This window comes from Pseudomonas saudimassiliensis (assembly GCF_000939975.1).
Taxonomy (GTDB): domain Bacteria; phylum Pseudomonadota; class Gammaproteobacteria; order Pseudomonadales; family Pseudomonadaceae; genus Halopseudomonas; species Halopseudomonas saudimassiliensis.
The window spans coordinates 1,171,454-1,190,212 of record NZ_LK391969.1 but is presented as its reverse complement, the minus strand read 5'-3'; the positions used below and the strand labels follow the sequence as shown (position 1 = coordinate 1,190,212).

Below are 18,759 nucleotides of genomic sequence, written 5' to 3'. Positions count from 1 at the left end.
TCAAACCAGGGGGCTACTCCGGCCCCCGCGGTTAGCCCGAACGTCGGCGTTGATGCGGCGGCCGGGCCGGGGTTGCCAGCCCGAGCCGCCGGGTCAGTCGATGCAGGTTGCCACGGTCGATCCGCAGCGCCCGGGCAGTCGCTGACAGGTTGCCCTCATGGTGTGCCAGCATGCTTTCAATGAGCTGGCGCTGATATTCATCCACGGCGTGCCGCAGGCCGCCATGGGCCGATCCCGGGCCGGGTGGCGCCGGTTCGCCGACAATGGTCTGGCTCGTATTGGCGGCCAGGTCCAGGTCGGCCGCGCAGAGTTGCCTGGGGGACGGCGACGCGTCCTTGGCGCGGGCGCGGAGCAGGGCGCGGTTGATCAGGTGCTCCAGCTCGCGCACATTGCCCGGCCAGTCATAGGCCAGCATGGCGTCCCGCGCCGCCCGGCTCAGGCCAAGCGTTGGGACCTGCATCCGGATACGCCCCTGCTCAAGAAAGTAGCCGGCCAGCAACAGTACGTCCTGGCCCCGATCTCGCAGCGCCGGGACATGCAGCGGGTAGGCGCCAAGGCGGTGATACAGATCGGCACGGAAGCGGCCGGCGCGCACCTCCTCGGCCAGGTCCCGGTTGGTGGCGGCGATGATGCGCACATCCACGTGCCGCTGCTGGTCCGACCCCAGGCGCTGCAATTGGCCGTTCTGCAATACCCGCAGCAGCTTGGCCTGAACCGTCAGCGGCAACTCACCCACCTCGTCGAGAAACAGGGTGCCGCCATCGGCCAGCTCGAACTTGCCGCCGCGGGCACCAGTGGCGCCGGAGAAGGCACCGCGGACATGGCCGAACAGCTCGCTTTCCACCAGCGACTCGGGCAAGGCGGCGCAGTTGAGGCTGATCATTGGCTTGTGACGACGATCGGATTGCTGATGGAGCGCCTGGGCCACCAGCTCCTTGCCGACGCCGGTCTCCCCGGTAATCAGCACGGTCAGGTGACTCTTGGCGACCAGCTCGATTTCCTGCAGCAGGCGTCGATGGGCCTCGCTGGCGCCGATCAACTCCCGGGTCGGTGTGCCGTGGGCAACCTGGCGCCAGGTTTCCGCGAGGCGGCGATCGGTCGCCGCCTGCTTGGCCAACCGGTCCATGCGCTCGCAAGCCTTGACCGTGGCCGCGGCCAAGCGGGTAAATGCTTCCAGGGTGGGCAGGTCGATCTGGCCGAAGCGGGCCGGGTCCAGCGAGTCCAGCGTCAGCAGGCCCCAGGGGCGGTCATCGATATACAGCGGACACCCCAGGCAATCATGCACCTGCAACCGTCCGGGGGTGCTTTCGACCAGCCCGTCATAGGGGTCGGGCAGATCGCAGTCCGCGGCAAAGCGGGTCGCGCCCTGGTTAGCCAGGATCTGGGCCAGGCGCGGCTGGTCCGCTACTCGGAACCGGCGCCCCAGGGTATCCGGGCTGAAGCCCAGCACCGCCACGGGCACCAGCAGGTCACCTTCCAGGCGCAACAGTGCCAATGCATCACAGGGCAGGCAGCTGCGCAGCGCCAGCAGCAGGCGACGGTAATGCTCGGCCTGGGGCAGGTCCCGGCTGAGATCATCGAGCAGCGGTAGCAGCGCAGTGAGTAATGGACTTGGGTTCATGTGGTTTCAACAACGCCTGGGTATGGGTTACCAAAAACATGGATGTGAATATGACCCCTTGGGCCGGCCAAGTCCTTGATCCAGGTCAAGTGAAGGGTTGGCACGCTTCGTGGAATGGGTATTGGGACATATCCAGAAAACCAGAAGGAGCATTTATGAAATCCGTTATCAGTTTCGGTCTGACCCTGGCGCTGTTTGCCGCCAGCCACGCGGCGCAGGCCGATGAGATCGTTGCGCAGACCACCGACGCGACCGCGGGTGGTGCCCTCGGCTTGAGTACCGGGGTTATGCTGGGCGGGGCAGCAGGCGGGCCGCTGGGCGCCTTGGTGGGCGCCGGGGTCGGCCTGTTCATGGGCAAGGGCGTCCAGGCCGCGAGCGGACTGGAGGAGCGCGCCTATGTGGTACGGGATAACAGCGGTGCGGAGCGGGTGGTGCGGTCCCCCAACGCGACATTTGCCGTGGGCCAGCAGGTGGGGCGCCAGGGTGCCCGGTTGCGGGCGATCGATAACTCAGACATGCCCCAGGGGTGAGCGGCTGCGCCGGCGGGCACGGCGCTCGGTCAGGCTCAAGGTCAGGCGGGTCAGGGGGCTGCCGGCGTGGGGGTCGCCGTAATGGAACAGCGCCGTGGCCCGGCGGTGCGTCGGACTGCAGGGCTCGTTGGCGTGCAGGGTCCGATAGCCCCAGAACAGATAGAGGTTGCCGGGTCGCAGGATCAGCCGCACGGGTTTCACCCAGCCGCGGGCGATCGCCCTGACCAGTAGCCCGCGGCTGAGGCGGTTCTGCAATAGCGCTTTTTCCAGCAGGTTGACCAGGGCGCTGGCCCGCACGGGGCGCACATTGGGGAACAGCAGCAGGTCGCCGCATTGCTCCGCGTCCTGGGGAATCTCCACCGGGACCAGCGCCGTGACCAGGGTGGCATCGTAGTGGAAGGCGTTCGACTCGCGCCGGCCGGTCTCGCCCTGGACACAGCGCAGCACCGGGCGGATGGTCGGGTCGACGGCGGGCCGGGCGCAGCTCAGGCGATGGATCGAGTCCAGCAGGGTTTGGAATTCCACGGATTCGGCCAGCAGGCCCAGCAGGCTGTGGTCCAGGGTCGGGCCGCCATGGTAGGCGAAATAGTTGCCCTGGTGCTGCAGGGCCTGGGCCGCGACTTCACTGCGCAGCCGAGCCAGTTGCCGGGCGTCGAGGTAGTCGGGAATGCAGGCGAAACCCTGTCTGCGAATATCAGCGACCACGCGGTTGCGGCTAGGTATATCGATGCTCTTGAATATCTCGGTCAAGCGTGGCGCTCCGTCAGTCGCCGGCGGAGCCGGTGAACATAAAGTGGTGCCAGCAATACTCAAGGTGGCAGGACGCAAACAAGTATGGTTCTTATTGCTGTCGTGGCTACTAACCTTTCCCTCACGGCGGCTTTAGCACGGGGGGGTCAGCCCTGCCACCCGCCTCGAAGGGCGGGGGCACGTCAGCTGGTCAGGCGCGCTGCTCGGTTTCCCGTACCCGGAACCAGGCGGCATACAACGCCGGCAGGAACAGCAGGGTCAGTGCCGTGGCCACGGCCAGGCCACCCATGATCGCCACGGCCATGGGCCCGAAAAACACACTGCGCGACAGGGGGATCATCGCCAGGATCGCCGCCAGGGCGGTCAGCACGATGGGGCGGAAGCGCCGCACCGTGGCCTCGATGACGGCGTGCCAAGGATCATGGCCGGCGGCGATGTCCTGTTCGATCTGATCAACCAGGATCACCGAGTTGCGCATGATCATGCCGGACAGGGCGATGGTACCGAGCATGGCGACGAAGCCGAACGGCTCACGGAACGCCAGCAGGAACAGGGTCACGCCGATCAGCCCCAGCGGGGCGGTGAGAAATACCATGACCGAGCGGGAGATACTGCGCAGCTGCAACATCAGCAGGGTCATCACCACCAGCAGGAACAGCGGCATACCCGCCATGATCGACTTCTGGCCACGCTGCGAGTCCTCCACGGTGCCGCCTACCTCGAAGCGGTAACCAGGCGGCAGCTCGGCGCGGATCGCGGTAAGGTTGGGCATGATCTGCTGGACCAGCGTGGGCGGCTGCACGTCGCCATGCACATCGCCGCGCACAGTGACGGTGGGCAGGCGGTCCCGCCGCCAGATCACCCCTTCCTCGAAACCGTATTCGAGCGTGGCCACTTGCTCTAGTGCCACCCTGCGCCCGTCGCCGGACGGGATCGCCAGGCTGGCCAGGTTCTCCAGGGCGCCACGCTCATCAGCCGTACCGCGCAGGGCGATTTCAATCAACTCATCCCCCTCGCGGAACAGGCTCACCGTAGTACCGGTCAGCTGGCTGGTGAGAAAGCGCGATACGTCGCTGGTGCTCAGGCCCAGCGCCCGGGCCCGCTCCTGATCGATCTGCAGGTGCACAACCTTGCTTGGCGCCTCCCAATTGAGGTGCACGTTGGCTACCTCCGGGTTGGCCCGGACCTGCACGGCGACCTCCCGGGCGATGCGACGCACTTCGTCGATGTGCTCGCCGGAGATGCGGAACTGGATCGGATAGCCCACCGGCGGTCCGTTCTCCAGGCGCGAGATACGCGTGCGCACCTCGGGGAATTCCTGCTTCAGCAGCGCCTGCAGCCAGCCGCGCAGCTCTTCGCGGTCGGCCACCGAGTGGGCCTTGATGACGAACTGGCTGAAGTTGGTGGCCGGCAGTTGCTGATCGAGGGGCAGATAGAAGCGTGGTGACCCCGTGCCAACATAGGCGACGAAGTTCTCGATACCCGGGTGATCGCGCAGGCGCTGCTCCAGGCGTTCGGCCTGGGCCTGGGTAGCTGTCAGCGAGGAACCCTCGGCCAGGGTGATATCGACCATCAGCTCGGTACGCGCCGACGGTGGGAAGAACTGCTGCGGGACCAGGCGAAACAGCAGGATCGAACCCACGAACAGGCCCAGGGTCACCAGAATCACCAGCCAGCGATGGCGCACGCACCACTGCACCGTCTGGCGTACGCCCTGATAGAAGCGGGTGGCGTAGGGGTCGTGGCCAGCGGGGTCGCCGCCATGCTTCTTGGCGTGCAGTTTGGCCATGTCCGGCAGCAAGTTGTAACCCAGGTAGGGCACGAAGATGACCGCAGCGATCCAGGACACCAGCAGGGCAATGGTGACCACCTGGAAGATCGATCGGGTGTATTCCCCGGTACCCGAGGCGGCGGTGGCGATGGGCAAAAAACCCGCCGCGGTAATCAGGGTGCCGGTAAGCATCGGGAAGGCGGTGCTGGTCCAGGCGAAGCTGGCCGCCTTGATCCGGTCGAAGCCCTGCTCCATCTTGATCACCATCATTTCCGCGGCAATGATGGCGTCATCCACCATCAGCCCCAACGCCAGCACCAGGGCACCCAGGGAAATCTTGTGCAGGCCGATGTCGAAGTAGTTCATCACCGTGAAGGTCATCGCCAGCACCAGCGGAATCGACAGCGCCACCACCAGGCCGGTACGCAGGCCCAGGGAGAAGAAGCTGACCAGCAGCACAATGACCACCGCCTCGGCCAGTACCTTGACGAACTCGCCGACGCCTTCGCGGACGGCCTCCGGCTGGTCGGACACCTTATGCAATTCCATACCGACGGGCAGGGTCTGGCGCATGCGTTCGAATTCGGCTTCCAGGGTCTGGCCCAGGGCGAGGATATCCCCGCCGGGCTTCATGGATACCGCCAGGCCCAGCGCGTCCTGCTCCATGAAGCGCATGCGCGGCGCCATGGGGTCATTGAAGCCGCGGCGGACATCGGCAATATCGTCGATGCGGAAGGTGCGATCGCCCACCCGGATGGGGAACTGGCGGATCTGCTCCACGCTCTCGAATTGCCCCGACACGCGCAGCCGCACCCGCTCATCCGTGGTCTCGAAAAAGCCGGCCTCTTGCAATGAGTTCTGCTCCTGCAGGGCCTGCTGTACCGCGCTCAGCGGCAGGCCCAGGGTCGCCAGCTTGAGGTTGGAGAGCTCGATCCAGATCTTCTCATCCTGCACCCCGAGCAGCTCGACCTTGCCCACATCGGATACCCGCTGCAGCTGCAGTTGCAGGCGTTCGGCGTAATCCTTCAGCAGCGCATAATCGAAGCCATCCCCGGTGAGCGCGTAGATGTTGCCGAAGGTGGTGCCGAATTCATCGTTATAGAAGGGCCCGACAATATCCGGGGGCAGGGTATGGCGGATGTCATCGATCTTCTTGCGCAACTGGTACCAGAGCTCGGGAATCTCCGCCGAATCCAGGCTATCGAGGGCGACGAAGGTGATGGTCGACTCGCCGGGTCGGGAATAGGACACCACCTGCTGGTAGGCGCCGGTTTCCATGGCCTTCTGCTCGATGCGGTCGGAGACCTGGCGGGCGACTTCCTCGGCGGTCGCGCCCGGCCAGTTGGTGCGTATCACCATCGCCTTGAAGGTAAAGGGCGGGTCCTCGCTCTGGCCCAGTTCGCCATAGGACAGCACGCCGGCCACCGACAGCACCAGCATGAAATAGAGTACGATCTGGCGGTTGCGCAGCGCCCAGGCGGAGAGATTGAATGACATGGTTATTCTCCGAGGGACAGGCTGCGGTTCTGCCGATCCACCGGTTGGATCTGCTGGCCCTCGACCAGGATGTGCACGCCGGCGGCGACCACCCAGTCATCCGCCTCGAGCCCATCGAGGATGGTCGCCTGGTCCTGGCCGTAGGCACCGAGCTGCACCGGTGTGCGCACGACCTGGCGCGTCGCGGGGTCGACTACCCAGACGAAGCTCTGGTTCTGTTCCGCGCTCACTGCCGCCAGGGGGACGGCCAGCGGCACCTGGTCCGGCTGGCGAATGAATACTCGGGCGCTCTGGCCGATTTCGACCCGTTGTTCATCGGCAGCGAAACTGACCCGCGCGGCAAAGGTGCGGGACAGCGGGTCGGCCGCCGGTGACAACTCGCGGACGGTACCGGGCAGGCGTTCCTCCGGGCGGGACCAGAGCTGTACCTCCACCGGCTGGCCCACCGCGATCTGGCCGATACTGCTTTCCGACAGGCTGATCAGCACTTCCCGTTCCCCGTCGGCCGCCAGCACGAAGACCCGTTGCCCGGCGGCCACCACCTGGCCGACCTCGACCGCACGCTGGGCAATCACCCCGTCCTGGGGCGCCCGCAGCACACTGTAGGTCGCCTGGTTGTCCGCTACGTCGAACTCGGCCCGCGCCTGCTTGAGCCGCGCGGCGGCCGAGCGATAGGTGTTGTCCGCATTGTCATACTGCGAGGAGCTGATCATCTGGCGCTCCAGCAGCGTGCGATACCGGTCGCGCTCGGTTTTTGCCAGCTGCAGATTGGCCTCGGCCGCGACCACCTGGGCCCGCGCTGCCTCCAATTGCAGGCGCACGTCCTCGGGATCGAGTTCGGCCAGAGCCTGGCCCTTACGGACGCGGTCACCGGCGTCGACCATGCGCTTGCTCACCTTGCCGCCGATACGGAACGCCAGTTCCGGCTCGAAGCGCGCCCGTACTTCCCCGGGGTAGCTCTGCACCTGGGCCGTCGCGGGTTGGGGCTGGACCACCACGGCAGGGCGCGGCGGCGCGCTTTCGACGCGCTCCGGCTCGCGGCAACCGGCAAGCGAGGTGGTCAGTACAAGGGCGAGAAGGCCGAGCAGGGCATGGCGGGACATGATGGATACCTGGGGCATTGTTGGAATAATTGAACTGGCGAGTATATTATGAATAGCAAACCCGCCAGTCCAGTATTTAAATAGCCCATGCCTGAAAAAAAAGTACGCGCCGCCGGCCCCGGCCGCCCGAAAGATCCAGCGAAGCGCGAAGCCATCCTGCATGCGGCCCAGGAGCTATTCCTGCGCCACAGTTATGAAGGAACCAGCATGGATGCCATCGCCGCCGAAGCGCGGGTCTCCAAGCTGACGGTGTACAGCCATTTCACCGACAAGGACACGCTGTACGCGGCGGCTATCCGCCATGTCTGCGAAGCCCAGATGCCCCAGCTGTTCTTCGAACATGCGCCGGAACATGATATGCGTACGCTGCTGATGCGCATCGGTGAAGGCTTCTGCGTCCTGATCAATGGCCGCGAATCCCTGGCGCTGCATCGCCTGCTGGTCAGCCGAGCCGGGCAGGATCGCAAGCTGGCCCAGCTCTTCTATGAGGCCGGGCCACAGCGGGTCTGCGATGGCATGGTGCAGGTTCTGCAGCGGGCAGTGGATCGCGGTGAATTGCAGATCGAGGCGCCGCTTGAGGCGGCCCGGCATTTCTTCTGTCTGCTCAAGGGCGATCACAACTTTCGCTTGCTGATCGGCCATGACGAGCCGCAGACCGCAGCGGAGCGCCAGCGCCATGTGGCACAGGTGGTGGACATCTTTCTGCGCATCTATTGCCCCCGTTCGGGCTGAGCGGGCGGACGCGGCTGGAGATGCGCAGCGCTTTGGGATATCCTCTGCGCCTTTTTCACAGGGGATATGACATGCTGGAAACCACTCTGACCCAGCTCGAACGACTGGTCACCGAGCTGCTGGAGCAGAACCGCACTCAGGGCGAGCACCTCAAGCGCCTCGAACAGGAGTTGCAGCAGGTCAAGGACGAGAACGACAGCCTGCAACTGGCTGCCATGGAGCAGGAAGAGCAGATGAATTCGACCCTGGGTCGTCTCCAGGCCATCCTGCAGCGTAGCGGCGTCAGCGCCGAGTCATGAGCGATGTGCGGGTAGTCAGTTTCCTGGGGCAGGATTATTCGTTCAGGATCGATGTGAACGACGAACAGCTGTTCCAGCAGGCCACCGCACTGCTGCAACGGAAGCTGAACGAATCCCGCCAACAGCGCAGCGGCAGCGACGCCTACCAGTTACTGATTACCACCGCCCTGGGTCTGTGCGTTTCCGAGATCCAGCAGACCACCCAGTTGCAGCAGGCGGAGCAACGCCTGACTGCGCTGGTTGATCGCCTGGAACAGCATGCCGCGGCTGCGCCAGGCGATCCCGATGGCGCCTGAGGCGCCGTTATCTTCCGGAAACCTCTCTACCTTCTGCATGAAGCGCGTCGCTCCCAGCAGCCGGCTCGGCATTCTTGCGGGTGCCGCGCAGGTTCATCAGGAACAGGCCGACCTGCAGCACGATCAGTGCCCAGGCGTGGGTATGCCAGCCCCAGATGATCCACAGCAGGTTGCTGAGGATGAAGCAGATGAACCCGGCGAAACGCTTGAAGCGCTGACGGGACCCCACCAGCCAGGCCGCCACCAGCGTGATGAGCATGGCCGGCCATTGCAACAGATTGATCAGGTTATCGGTATCCATGTCCAGTCTGACCCACGCGAAGCGGCGGTGTTCCATCGGCGATCATGCCGGTTGGTCGGCAAAATAGCGCCAGGTTTCCCGGCCCGCATGCTTGGCTCGATAGAGCGCGATATCGGCGCAGCGCAGCAACTCGTCGGAATCGTCGGCGTCGTCCGGTGCCAGGGCAATCCCGATGCTGGTGCCCACATGGACGTCGTGACCCTGGTAGGGGATCGGCCGGCCCAGGCGTTCGATGATGCGCGTACACAGCTGGTCGATTTCCGTACGCGCCAGGCGGCCGCACAGGATCATGATGAACTCGTCGCCGCCCAGGCGCGCCACCAGATCCTGGCTGCGAGTACAGTGCAGCAGGCGCTCTGAGACCTCCTGCAGCACCGCATCCCCAGCGGCGTGGCCCAGGTTGTCGTTGATGGCCTTGAACCGGTCCAGGTCGAGGCTGAGGACCACCAGCGGTTGCCGCCTCGCCAAACTGTCGGTAAGGAAGGTCTGGAAGCGGGCGCGGTTGGCCAGGCCGGTCAGCGGGTCATGCAGGGCCAGGTGTTCGATCTGCCGTTGCTCCCTGACCCGCTCGGTGATGTCGCTCGCGGCGCCGCGATAACCGATGCAACGGCCCTTGTCGACGATGGGGCGCGATGCCAGTTGGCTGATGCGCGGGTTACCGAGGCGATCGGTATAGTGACAGCGCAGCGACTCGGGGTCGGCTGACCGCAGCCAGCTTTCCAGGTCGGTGTTTTCACCATGCAGCAGGTCGGCCAGGGGGCGGCCCAGCCAGTCGGTGATGGCGTGGCGCGTAATCGCTTCGAAACGTCCGGACAGGTAGACCAGGCGTAACTGTTCGTCGGTCTCCCAGAGCCAGTCGGAGGCCGCTTCGGCGATATCCCGGAAGCGTTTCTCGGTGGCGGCGAGTTGGCTGCGGCTGGCATCCAACTGGTTGTAGCTGGCGACCAGCTTGCCCGCCGTGCGTAGGGCGTCGCGGGCGATCAGCCCGACCAGCAGCGCCAGTACCAACAACGAGCCGAGGATAACCGGCAGTAGCTCGCGCAACAGTCCGCGGCCGAAGGTCGGCGCCGTCCAGCTGACAATCAGCGGCGATCCATCCAGGTAGGTCAATTGCAGGCGACTGTCGGCAGGGGCCGCATCGTCGGCGATGTGCAGATCCGCCAGCCCGTAATCGAAGCCCAGTTCCAGCAGCGGGTAATCGTTGATCGGGCGGGTCAGGATGAAAATCAGCTCCGGTGGCTGGGCGCCATCCACCGCCGGTACCGTGGCAGCGGCCACCAAAGCTGGCCCATCCGCGGTACGCAGGAAGCCGACCGCGGTGCGTTCCAATGGGTCCATATCGCTCAACAGCAGCGAGCGCCGCTCGGCATCCAGCATGGTATCGCGACCGTGCAGCAACTCCCCGTCGGCGGTGATGATCTGGACATCGTCATGGCCGACCCGCTGATAATAATAGTGCAGGGCGCGGACCTGCTCCGCGGTATCCCCGGCGATGCGGTAACTGGCGGCGATCCGGGCGTGCACCAGGGCCTCCCGGCGCAGCTTCTCGCTTTCCTGCTGGATGGCCTGCCGGGCCAGGTAGGCGCTGTGGTCGACGAAATAGCGATCCAGCACCGTCGTGACATGATGCAAGGTGAATAACCCCGCGAATGCCGCCACCAGGAGCACGCCGACCAATTGTGGCAGTGAGCGGTGGGTAAACGTCGTGTTGACGTGCATGCTACTCCTCGCCATGTACGGGCCGTGGCCAATCAGCTAGCTGACCTCCCGCAAGCGGTCGGGTCAGCGCAAGATAAACAGCACCTGGACCCTGTCGTCCAGCTCGTCGCTATCGACATACCCTATTGCCCGGGGATCGCTCGCCACCAGGTCGAGCATCGCGGCCTGGTCAGCTACCGGCCTGGGTGGGCGTCCCTTGCCGGTAAAGATCCGCGTGGCCCAATAGGATTTCAGTTGGTCCTCGTTCTTGCGTATGAGTTCACGATAGAACTGCTGGCGTACCTCGTTCCAGTTCCCCAGGTCCACGGGCGCCAGTGACCGGTCCAGGCCGAGGTAGATGTTTATCACGTCGGTGCGCGCCGGCCGGCTGGGGGCGTCAGGATGGATGATGACCGCCACATCGGCATGGCTGGCGGCCGCCATGGCGCTTAGCAGCAAGGTTCCGAACAAACGCAACAGGGTGATCATGTGCCGCGTCCTCAGAACAGGAAATCGATACCGACGGCCAGAATATCGCCGTCAAAAGTACGCATGGGCTGGCCCAGTAACCGCTTCCGGGCCAGGGCTTCGAGGTATTCTTCGCCGCTGCGCACGTACACGCCCTGGCTTTCGCTGGCGTTGTCGACGCGCTTGTATTCGCCCTTGAGCACCACTGCCGGGCTCAGGCGGTAGCTCAGTCCCCAGGTCCAGGAGGATTGCCGGCCGGTGAACTCATCATCCAGCTGGGCATAGGTCAGGTGCGCGCCCAGATCGCCGAAACGGCGGCCGCCCATGAGGTAGAAGGCGTCAAAGGACGGGGTCAAGCCCTCGATGACGATGCGCGTCGCTTCGCTGGCCGCCAGCCAGGTGCCATCGTCGTATTGATAGCCGAGGGCGGTGAACTTGCCTTTGACATCATCGGCGATGCCTTCGAGGGGGGTGCCATCCATGTAGGGCAGGCGCATGTTCAGGCTCGCCTCGCTGTAGGCGATGCGGAAGGAGCCCCAGTGGTGGGTCGCCAGGGTGGCGTTGATGCCGGCGACCTTGTGGTAATCCATGTCGTGCTGGTCGTCATGGATGAAGTGGTCCCGGTTGTGGGCCTGGCCACCATTGACCTGCCAGGTGAGGGAGCCAAAGGGCAGGGGAATACTGTACAGCAGGTCCACCCCTTCGTAATTGGCGATCTGCAGCTGGTAGTAGACCTCGTCCGGCAGCCGCAGCCAGGGATAGGTAACCCCGACATTGAGGGTTTCGGAGTACATGTAGACCGGATTGCGCAAGCGTCCGGCCCGCAGGGTCAGGCGGTCGGTCGTTTCCCAGGCCAGGTACAGCCAGTCGAGGTCCAGGCCCCAGCTGTCCTGATCCGCCGCCGCGGTGACCTGGGCGGTGGCAACCAGGTGATCACGCAGTTGGTAGCTGAACTGGCCGCCCAGGCGCGACAGCTCGTCGCCCCGCCAGCGGTCGTTCACCTGGCCCTGGATGCCATAACTGCGTCCCGGGTCTTCGCCGCCCAGCCGGCTGACGCCGAGGGTGCCGAAGCCGTTGAAGGTGAAGCTGCCGTCATTGGCCGGCGCGGACGTGCTAGCCAGCAACAGCAGCAGCGTGAGCATGCGAAACGGATTCATGGGCAACCCCCCCTTGATGGCAGCGAATCACGGCATCACCCGGGCGGACAGTTGAGCGTCTCGGACCCGGCGATGGAAATTTGGCGCTAATAATACGTCAGGGCAAAAAGAATGCCAGATTTGAGTGGCAGCCTTGTGCCAGTATGCGATGGACGGTAGCAAGGGGACTTGATCAGGCGCAAAAAAGCCCGGCGGAGAAAGGCCTGCCGGGCTTTTGCAGCGCTGCGGGCGGATCAGCCGGCGAGCTTGGCCTTCAGCTCGCGGCGTCGGCGGTGCAGAACCGGCTCGGTGTAGCCGTTGGGCTGCTTGGTCCCTTCAAGGATGAGTTCCAGCGACGCCTGGAAGGCGACGCTGTCATCGAAGTTCGGCGCCATCGGGCGGTAGGCCGGATCGCCGGCATTCTGGCGGTCGACCACTTCAGCCATGCGCTGCATGCTTTCGATGACCTGCTGCTCGGTGATGATGCCGTGACGCAGCCAGTTGGCCAGCAGCTGGCTGGAGATCCGCAGGGTGGCACGGTCTTCCATCAGGCCGACATCGTTGATGTCCGGCACCTTGGAACAGCCCACGCCCTGGTCGATCCAGCGCACCACATAACCCAGGATGCCCTGAACGTTGTTGTCGATCTCGTTCTGCTTCTCTTCCGCGCTCCAGTTGGTGTCCTTGGCCAGCGGGATGGTCAGGATATCGTCCACCGAGGCGAAGGGGCGCTTGGCCAGTTCCTGCTGGCGCTCGAATACATTGACCTTGTGATAATGCAGAGCGTGCAGGGTGGCGGCGGTCGGCGAAGGTACCCAGGCGGTGTTGGCGCCGGCCATGGGATGGTTGATCTTCTGCTCGAGCATGCCCGCCATCAGGTCAGGCATGGCCCACATGCCCTTGCCGATCTGCGCCCGGCCGGACAGGCCGCAGTTCAGACCATGGTCCACGTTCCAGTCTTCGTAGGCGGCGATCCACTTCTCACCCTTCATGGCGGCCTTGCGCACTACCGGGCCGGCCTCCATGGAGGTATGGATCTCGTCACCGGTGCGGTCGAGGAAGCCGGTGTTGATGAATACCACGCGCTCGCTGGCGGCCTTGATGCAGGCCTTCAGGTTGACGGTGGTACGACGCTCCTCGTCCATGATGCCCATCTTCAGGGTATTGCGCGCCATGCCCAGCAGGTCTTCCACCCGGTTGAACAGCTCATTGGCGAAGGCGACTTCCTCCGGGCCATGCATCTTCGGCTTGACGATGTACATGGAGCCGGTGCGGCTGTTGGCGCGGGTGGTCTTGCCGCGCAGGTTATGCAGGGCGGCCAGGGACGTGAATACGCAATCCAGGATGCCTTCGGGCACTTCGGCGCCGTCCTTGTCGAGGATGGCATCGTTGGTCATCAGGTGGCCGACGTTACGGATGAACAGCATGGAGCGACCGTGCAGGGTCAGCTCGGAGCCGTCTGCCCCGGTGTAGACCCGATCAGCGTTCATGGTACGGGTGAAGGTGGTACCGCCCTTGCTGACCTGCTCGGCCAGTTCGCCCTTCATCAGGCCCAGCCAGCTGCGGTAGACCACGGTCTTGTCTTCGGCATCGACGGCGGCGGTGGAGTCTTCGCAGTCCATGATGGTGGTGATGGCGGCTTCCATCAGCACGTCCTTCACGCCGGCGGCATCGGTCTGGCCGATGGGGCTGGTGCGGTCGACCTGGATCTCGAAATGCATGCCGTTGTTCTTCAGCAGTACGGCCTGGGGCTCGCTGGCATTGCCCTGGAAGCCCACGAACTTGTCGGCTTCCTTGAGGCCGGTCTGGCTGCCGTCCTTCAGGGTAACCAGCAACTGGCCGTTTTCGATGGCGTAGGCGACCGAGTCGGCATGGGAACCTTTGGTCAGCGGAGCTGCCTCATCAAGGAATGCGCGGGCGAAGGCGATAACCTTGTCGCCGCGTACCTGGTTGTAGCCCGGGCCTTTTTCGGCGCCGTCGGCTTCGCTGATGGCATCGGTGCCGTAGAGGGCGTCATACAGGGAGCCCCAGCGGGCGTTGGCGGCGTTGATGGCGAAGCGGGCGTTCATGATCGGCACCACCAGCTGCGGGCCGGCCATGCTGGTGATCTCTTCATCGACATTGTCGGTGGTGATCTTGAAGTCCGCCGGCTCGGGCAGCAGATAGCCGATGTCCTGGAGGAACGCCTTGTAGGCAACGGCATCATGGGGCTGACCGGAACGCTGCTGGTGCCAGGCATCGATGCTGGCCTGCAGTTCGTCACGCTTGGCCAGCAGGGCGCGGTTCTTCGGAGCCAGATCATGAATCAGCGTGTCCACGCCGCTCCAGAAGGCGTCAGCTTGGACACCGGAATCGGGAATGGCCTGGTCGTTGATGAAATCGAAGAGAACCTTGGCAACCTGGAGGTTACCAACCTGGACGCGTTCAGTCATGAAAACCCCTCACTCTGCTGAGATATTGCGCTCTGGGCGCGAAAAGATGTGGTGTGGAAGTCGCTGCATGTTACACGATGATCGTTTGCAATTCATGTTCAGAACATGAAATTGTATCGATCTCAGATCAAGGCAGCAGATAATTACCCGTCTGCTGCACCAGGACAAGCCGGGACCTCAATGGATCAAACCTTTCTCGACACGCTCGTAGAACAGTTGCCCGAGCTGGAACCGGGTCAGCCATTCAATCAGGCCGCCAGGCAATATGCGGCCTATTATGGTATCGATTTCAGTGCCGATGCCCAGCAACATCTGGGACGTATCAGCGTAGATGGCTTCGACGTCGCCGTACAGGTGTGGCGGCCCTCGGCGCCGCGCGGCACCCTGGTCCTGCTGCATGGCTACTACGACCATATGGGCTTGTACCGCCATCTGATCCGCTGGGCCCTGGGGCAGCGACTGGCGGTGCTGGCCTTCGATCTGCCGGGGCACGGCCTGTCCAGCGGCGAGCGGGCCAGTATCGATTGTTTCCTGCGCTACCAGCAGGTGCTGGACGGCGTCTTCGAGCAAGGCCGTCTGTGGCAATTGCCGGCGCCTTGGCACTTCCTCGGGCAGAGCACCGGTGGGGCGATCCTGATCGATCGCCTGTTGCATGGGCCGGTGCCGGAACAGGCGGGCCAGACCATCCTCATGGCGCCCCTGGTGCGACCGCGGCAATGGGGTGTGTCCCAGTTCAGCCTGAAGTTGCTGGGCGGCTTCATCCAGCAGCTGGGGCGGCGTTTCACCGACAATTCCACGGATATGGATTTTCTCCAGTTCATCCGCCAGCGCGACCCGCTGCAGGCACAGGTGCTACCGGTGGCCTGGGTACAGGCGCTGGATAAATGGATACCACGGATCGAGACCGCGCTGCCGGCGCCGCACCGCCCCCTGATTGTCCAGGGGCAGGCCGATGGCACGGTGGACTGGCAGCACAACATCAAGGTGTTGCGGGAGAAGTTCGACGATCCGCAGCTCTTCTACCTGCCCAAGGCGCGTCATCACCTGGCCAATGAAAAGCCCAGGTATCGCCGCCAGTACCTGGACTGGCTGGGCGAACGCCTGGGCTATTGAGCGGGCTGCACCGGTCCCGCTGCGGTCAGGGGTTCAACGCGTCGCGCACCGCCTGCTCGGTGGCGCGATAGAAGGCCTGGCCGGCGGCGGATTCGGTCCATTCCGCGAAGCGGGTCAACTCGTCGTCGCTCAGCTCCCGATAGATGTAGGCCAGAGTATCGGGCAGGTCGGGGCGCATCTGCGCGCGCAAGCGCTCACGACCACCGCTGCCGTCCTGCTGCGGAAGCTTCATCAATCCCCCCAACAGGTCATTGGCGCTCTGCGCCGCCAGCCCGGTCAGCGCCATGGACACTTCCACGCCCAGCTCCAGGGCCGGCAAGCGGGTCGCCAGCCGCTCGACCAGGGCGCGGCGCGCCGGGCTCAGCTGCTGCGCCGGCAGCCCCTGTTGCATGGCGGCGACCGAGGCCGGCGAACTGGCCCGGGTTTCCGCTGAAACTATTTTGCTTCCCAGGGGACTGTTGAAGAAGGTAAGCGCCTGCTGGATATCCGCCGGTTGCAGCGCCAGCGCCAGCCGTGCCTGGGCGCGATCGTGCATGCCCTGGGGTTCGAACCGCTGGCTGCTGTTGCGGGTCAGGGTTTCCTGCACTGCTGGCGGCAGTTGCTGGGCGTAGCGCTGCTGGGCGCGCTGCAGGGCAGCCTGGAAGTGCTCCTGATGCTGGGCCATGCCGGAGCGCTGGTAGAGTTCGGCGGGGCTGGCAGCGGCATGCAGGCTCCAGAGCAGCAGGGCGGTAAAGGTCAACCACAGAGACGACAGGGGTATGGGGCGCATGGATCCTCGCAATCATGGGATAAGGGCAAAATCGGATACTGTTCCGGAGGGGGCGGTCCGTTTACACTATACGGCGCCCGGAACCCCGGGTCTTGTCCGCCGTGCCCCGTCCGTGGCAGGGCGATGCCGCTACCCCGATTTGAGTATGAACAGGATGCCCGAGTTCCCTGGCGCTGCGCCGGACCGTCTGGTTCGTGTGGCCGACAGCCTTGCCGTGCACGGCTGGTCGATTACCGAGAGTGCGTTACCTGATGAATTGCTCGGGGAGTTGGAGCGCAACTGCCGTTCTCTATGGGCCAGCGATGCCCTGAAACCCGCTGCGGTAGGCCGTGCGGGCGAGCAGGTGGTGGTCCCCGATATCCGTGGCGATCATATCCGCTGGCTGGATGACTGCCCCGGCAACCCGGCGGCGGACGCCTATCTGGCGGCGATGGAGCAGCTGCGCCACACCCTGAACCGGACGCTGTTCCTCGGTCTGGAGGACTTCGAGACCCACTACGCGCTTTACCCGCCCGGCGCCGGCTATCAGCGGCACGTCGACCGCTTCAAGGACAGCCCCCTGCGGACCGTCTCGGTGGTGCTCTACCTGAACCGCCAATGGCAGCCGGGCGATGGGGGAGAGCTGCGCCTGCATCTCCCCGACGGGCCCATCGACGTGCCTCCGCGGGCCGGGACCCTGGCGGTATTCATGAGCGCCAGCCTGCCCCACGAAGTACTCCAGGCCCAGCGTGAGCGGGCCAGCCTGGTAGGTTGGTTCCGCCGCCGGCCGGATAACCCGCTGATGCTCTGACCGCCATGCAGAAGATCCTGATCAGCAGTTGCCTGCTGGGCAATCCGGTCCGTTACGACGGCGCCGCCCATGGCCCCTACACCCTGCTGCAGCAGTGGCAGGCCGAGGGACGGGTGGTGGCGCTCTGCCCGGAGGTCAGCGGTGGGCTGCCTACGCCCCGGCCACCGGCGGAAATCCCCGGCGGGCAGGGCGCGGCGGTGCTGGATGGGCAAGTGCCGGTGGTCGACGTGGATGGCCGCGATGTCACTAGCGCCTTCCGCGCGGGCGCGGATATGGCCGTGCAACTGGCCAGCCGCCACGGCATCCGCTTTGCGGTGCTCAAGGCGCGCAGTCCTTCGTGCGGCAACCGTGAAACCTACGACGGCAGCTTCAGCGGCACCCGGATCGTCGGCGAAGGCGTGACCGCCGCGGCGCTGCGGCGCCACGGGGTTCAGGTATTCAATGAAACCGAGCTGGATCAGCTGGCGCGGTTATTGGGCGATTGAGCGGTCGGCCTGATCCACCGGGACGAACCGGTAGAACAGGTTTGGCTCACTGACCACGTAGACCCGTCGCTGGTTATCGACGGTCAGTCCCTCGGCCTGGGGCACGGTGCGTTCGAGCCCGGCCATGCCGCGCCACAGCCCCAGCACGCTCACGGGCGTGCCATCGGCGGTGTACTCCACCACCATATGGGATTCGTCGCTGAGCAGTAATACATGCCCGCTGCGGCTATCGGCGTTGAGGGAGGACAGGTCACTGACGAACAGGTTCTCGGCGGGCAATGAGGGCTCCAGCTGGATGCTGATGGAGGCGTCCGCCACCTGCCCGACGAAGCCGGTAATGCTCATCACCCGCATGGGGTCACGTTCCTTGACCACCAGCAGCCGTTGGCCCGCCGCGTCCCAGGACAATCCTTCCAGGCCCTTGTTGGCCTTTTCGTCCACGGCGATCGTCAGGCTGGGAGCATTGGTCACATCCAGCTCGGTGGCGCCATCGGGGATATCGATCTCCCGCAGGCGCTGGTTGCGCTCCTCGGCAATCACGTAGCGATCACCGGCAACGTGGGTGAGCCCTTCCATATCCCGCACACCCTCGACCCTGATCTGGCGTAGCAACTGGCCGTCCAGGCTCAGCTCGACGATCAAGGGCGTGCCGTTGACCAGGCCAAACAGCGTATCGCTCTCGCTGTTGTAGGTCAGGGCGGACAGATCGTCATCCAGTTCCGCGATGGGCAGCGCCTCGATATCCACCCGGTAGCGGCCCAGGTCCATGGCCTGGGCCGGCATGGGCTGGCGGTTCAGCTTCCACTGTTGCCAAAGCAGGACATCAAGATGGTGGTAATGCAGGAAGCCGAAGCCTCCCACCAGCAACAGCGCAAAGGTAGCCAGCAGATAGCGTTTCAACGGGAGTTTCCTTTTACTTCAAAGCTGTCAGGACTGGTCCCGCGCCAGGAAAGTTCCCGGTGCAACGA

The 18,759-nt window shown here is 64.6% G+C and carries 18 protein-coding genes; 7 read left to right on the top strand and 11 right to left on the bottom strand.

Annotation, left to right across the window (positions count from 1 at the left end):
* Positions 1–31 precede the first annotated feature (31 nt).
* A complete protein-coding gene (gene norR / locus VG99_RS05630) occupies positions 32–1,621 on the bottom strand; it encodes a nitric oxide reductase transcriptional regulator NorR (protein WP_044498737.1) in 1,590 nt (529 codons plus the stop codon).
* A 155-nt stretch (positions 1,622–1,776) separates the two neighbouring features.
* On the opposite strand from norR, the gene VG99_RS05625 reads away from it, so the two are divergent.
* Positions 1,777–2,151 (top strand): hypothetical protein, encoded by a 375-nt coding sequence (locus tag VG99_RS05625; RefSeq protein WP_044498736.1) that lies wholly within the window; start codon positions 1,777–1,779, stop codon positions 2,149–2,151.
* Here VG99_RS05625 and VG99_RS05620 read toward each other — a convergent pair.
* The 3 genes from VG99_RS05620 to VG99_RS05610 form a co-directional block, all read right to left on the bottom strand.
* Entirely contained in the window at positions 2,131–2,901 is a 771-nt protein-coding gene (locus tag VG99_RS05620; protein WP_044498735.1) for a phytanoyl-CoA dioxygenase family protein, read from the bottom strand. The two genes, VG99_RS05625 and VG99_RS05620, sit on opposite strands and share 21 nt — an antisense overlap.
* Before the next feature lie 190 nt (positions 2,902–3,091).
* Positions 3,092–6,169, bottom strand: a complete 3,078-nt coding sequence (locus tag VG99_RS05615) for an efflux RND transporter permease subunit (RefSeq protein WP_044498734.1) — start codon at positions 6,167–6,169, stop codon at positions 3,092–3,094.
* A gap of 2 nt (positions 6,170–6,171) precedes the next feature.
* Positions 6,172–7,272 (bottom strand): efflux RND transporter periplasmic adaptor subunit, encoded by a 1,101-nt coding sequence (locus tag VG99_RS05610; RefSeq protein ID WP_044498732.1) that lies wholly within the window; start codon positions 7,270–7,272, stop codon positions 6,172–6,174.
* Between the two features lie 87 nt (positions 7,273–7,359).
* Here VG99_RS05610 and VG99_RS05605 point away from each other — a divergent pair, with 87 nt between their 5' ends.
* The 3 genes from VG99_RS05605 to VG99_RS05595 all read left to right on the top strand — a co-directional run bounded on the left by VG99_RS05605 (position 7,360) and on the right by VG99_RS05595 (position 8,599).
* Positions 7,360–8,004 (top strand): TetR/AcrR family transcriptional regulator, encoded by a 645-nt coding sequence (locus VG99_RS05605; protein WP_044498731.1) that lies wholly within the window; start codon positions 7,360–7,362, stop codon positions 8,002–8,004.
* 71 nt (positions 8,005–8,075) lie between these two features.
* The gene (locus tag VG99_RS05600; RefSeq protein WP_044498729.1) at positions 8,076–8,303 is read left to right on the top strand and encodes a hypothetical protein; all 228 of its coding nucleotides are present in this window, start codon (positions 8,076–8,078) and stop codon (positions 8,301–8,303) included.
* On the top strand, positions 8,300–8,599 hold the full coding sequence (locus tag VG99_RS05595) for a cell division protein ZapA (RefSeq protein ID WP_044498728.1): 300 nt from the start codon (positions 8,300–8,302) through the stop codon (positions 8,597–8,599). The genes VG99_RS05600 and VG99_RS05595 overlap by 4 nt, the downstream gene beginning before the upstream one ends.
* A gap of 7 nt (positions 8,600–8,606) precedes the next feature.
* On the opposite strand, the gene VG99_RS05590 is transcribed toward VG99_RS05595, so the two are convergent.
* The 5 genes from VG99_RS05590 to VG99_RS05570 all read right to left on the bottom strand — a co-directional run bounded on the left by VG99_RS05590 (position 8,607) and on the right by VG99_RS05570 (position 14,634).
* Entirely contained in the window at positions 8,607–8,900 is a 294-nt protein-coding gene (locus tag VG99_RS05590) for a hypothetical protein (protein WP_044501464.1), read from the bottom strand.
* Between the two features lie 42 nt (positions 8,901–8,942).
* Positions 8,943–10,619: a diguanylate cyclase domain-containing protein gene (locus tag VG99_RS05585; protein WP_052508708.1), complete on the bottom strand. Its 1,677-nt coding sequence runs from the start codon at positions 10,617–10,619 to the stop codon at positions 8,943–8,945.
* A gap of 63 nt (positions 10,620–10,682) precedes the next feature.
* Positions 10,683–11,087, bottom strand: a complete 405-nt coding sequence (locus VG99_RS05580; protein ID WP_044498727.1) for a type 2 periplasmic-binding domain-containing protein — start codon at positions 11,085–11,087, stop codon at positions 10,683–10,685.
* 11 nt (positions 11,088–11,098) lie between these two features.
* Positions 11,099–12,223, bottom strand: coding sequence for a porin (locus VG99_RS05575; RefSeq protein ID WP_044498726.1), 1,125 nt, complete (start codon positions 12,221–12,223; stop codon positions 11,099–11,101).
* Positions 12,224–12,456: 233 nt separating this feature from the next.
* On the bottom strand, positions 12,457–14,634 hold the full coding sequence (locus VG99_RS05570; RefSeq protein WP_044498724.1) for a malate synthase G: 2,178 nt from the start codon (positions 14,632–14,634) through the stop codon (positions 12,457–12,459).
* A 180-nt stretch (positions 14,635–14,814) separates the two neighbouring features.
* Between VG99_RS05570 and bipL the strand changes: the two genes are divergently transcribed.
* A complete protein-coding gene (gene bipL, locus VG99_RS05565; RefSeq protein ID WP_044498723.1) occupies positions 14,815–15,747 on the top strand; it encodes a phospholipase BipL in 933 nt (310 codons plus the stop codon).
* A gap of 25 nt (positions 15,748–15,772) precedes the next feature.
* Here bipL and VG99_RS05560 read toward each other — a convergent pair whose 3' ends face one another.
* Positions 15,773–16,516, bottom strand: a complete 744-nt coding sequence (locus tag VG99_RS05560) for a DUF2059 domain-containing protein (protein ID WP_044498722.1) — start codon at positions 16,514–16,516, stop codon at positions 15,773–15,775.
* A 145-nt stretch (positions 16,517–16,661) separates the two neighbouring features.
* Here VG99_RS05560 and VG99_RS05555 point away from each other — a divergent pair, with 145 nt between their 5' ends.
* Positions 16,662–17,306 (top strand): 2OG-Fe(II) oxygenase, encoded by a 645-nt coding sequence (locus VG99_RS05555; protein ID WP_420848276.1) that lies wholly within the window; start codon positions 16,662–16,664, stop codon positions 17,304–17,306.
* 5 nt (positions 17,307–17,311) lie between these two features.
* A complete protein-coding gene (locus VG99_RS05550) occupies positions 17,312–17,791 on the top strand; it encodes a 2-thiouracil desulfurase family protein (protein ID WP_044498720.1) in 480 nt (159 codons plus the stop codon).
* Here the strand turns inward: VG99_RS05550 and VG99_RS05545 are convergent.
* A complete protein-coding gene (locus tag VG99_RS05545) occupies positions 17,777–18,691 on the bottom strand; it encodes an SdiA-regulated domain-containing protein (RefSeq protein ID WP_052508706.1) in 915 nt (304 codons plus the stop codon). The two genes, VG99_RS05550 and VG99_RS05545, sit on opposite strands and share 15 nt — an antisense overlap.
* Positions 18,692–18,759 lie beyond the last annotated feature (68 nt).

Excerpts from the sequence above, each read along its gene's own strand:
- VG99_RS05610 (WP_044498732.1), bottom strand. The coding sequence starts at position 7,272 with ATGTCCCGCCATGCCCTGCTCGGCCTTCTCGCCCTTGTACTGACCACC.
- VG99_RS05580 (WP_044498727.1), bottom strand. The coding sequence starts at position 11,087 with ATGATCACCCTGTTGCGTTTGTTCGGAACCTTGCTGCTAAGCGCCATG.
- VG99_RS05595 (WP_044498728.1), top strand. The coding sequence starts at position 8,300 with ATGAGCGATGTGCGGGTAGTCAGTTTCCTGGGGCAGGATTATTCGTTC.
- VG99_RS05625 (WP_044498736.1), top strand. The coding sequence starts at position 1,777 with ATGAAATCCGTTATCAGTTTCGGTCTGACCCTGGCGCTGTTTGCCGCC.
- norR (WP_044498737.1), bottom strand. The coding sequence starts at position 1,621 with ATGAACCCAAGTCCATTACTCACTGCGCTGCTACCGCTGCTCGATGAT.
- bipL (WP_044498723.1), top strand. The coding sequence starts at position 14,815 with ATGGATCAAACCTTTCTCGACACGCTCGTAGAACAGTTGCCCGAGCTG.
- VG99_RS05560 (WP_044498722.1), bottom strand. The coding sequence starts at position 16,516 with ATGCGCCCCATACCCCTGTCGTCTCTGTGGTTGACCTTTACCGCCCTG.
- VG99_RS05575 (WP_044498726.1), bottom strand. The coding sequence starts at position 12,223 with ATGAATCCGTTTCGCATGCTCACGCTGCTGCTGTTGCTGGCTAGCACG.
- VG99_RS05615 (WP_044498734.1), bottom strand. The coding sequence starts at position 6,169 with ATGTCATTCAATCTCTCCGCCTGGGCGCTGCGCAACCGCCAGATCGTA.
- VG99_RS05570 (WP_044498724.1), bottom strand. The coding sequence starts at position 14,634 with ATGACTGAACGCGTCCAGGTTGGTAACCTCCAGGTTGCCAAGGTTCTC.
- VG99_RS05585 (WP_052508708.1), bottom strand. The coding sequence starts at position 10,619 with ATGCACGTCAACACGACGTTTACCCACCGCTCACTGCCACAATTGGTC.
- VG99_RS05590 (WP_044501464.1), bottom strand. The coding sequence starts at position 8,900 with ATGGATACCGATAACCTGATCAATCTGTTGCAATGGCCGGCCATGCTC.
- VG99_RS05555 (WP_420848276.1), top strand. The coding sequence starts at position 16,662 with ATGAACAGGATGCCCGAGTTCCCTGGCGCTGCGCCGGACCGTCTGGTT.
- VG99_RS05600 (WP_044498729.1), top strand. The coding sequence starts at position 8,076 with ATGCTGGAAACCACTCTGACCCAGCTCGAACGACTGGTCACCGAGCTG.
- VG99_RS05605 (WP_044498731.1), top strand. The coding sequence starts at position 7,360 with ATGCCTGAAAAAAAAGTACGCGCCGCCGGCCCCGGCCGCCCGAAAGAT.
- VG99_RS05550 (WP_044498720.1), top strand. The coding sequence starts at position 17,312 with ATGCAGAAGATCCTGATCAGCAGTTGCCTGCTGGGCAATCCGGTCCGT.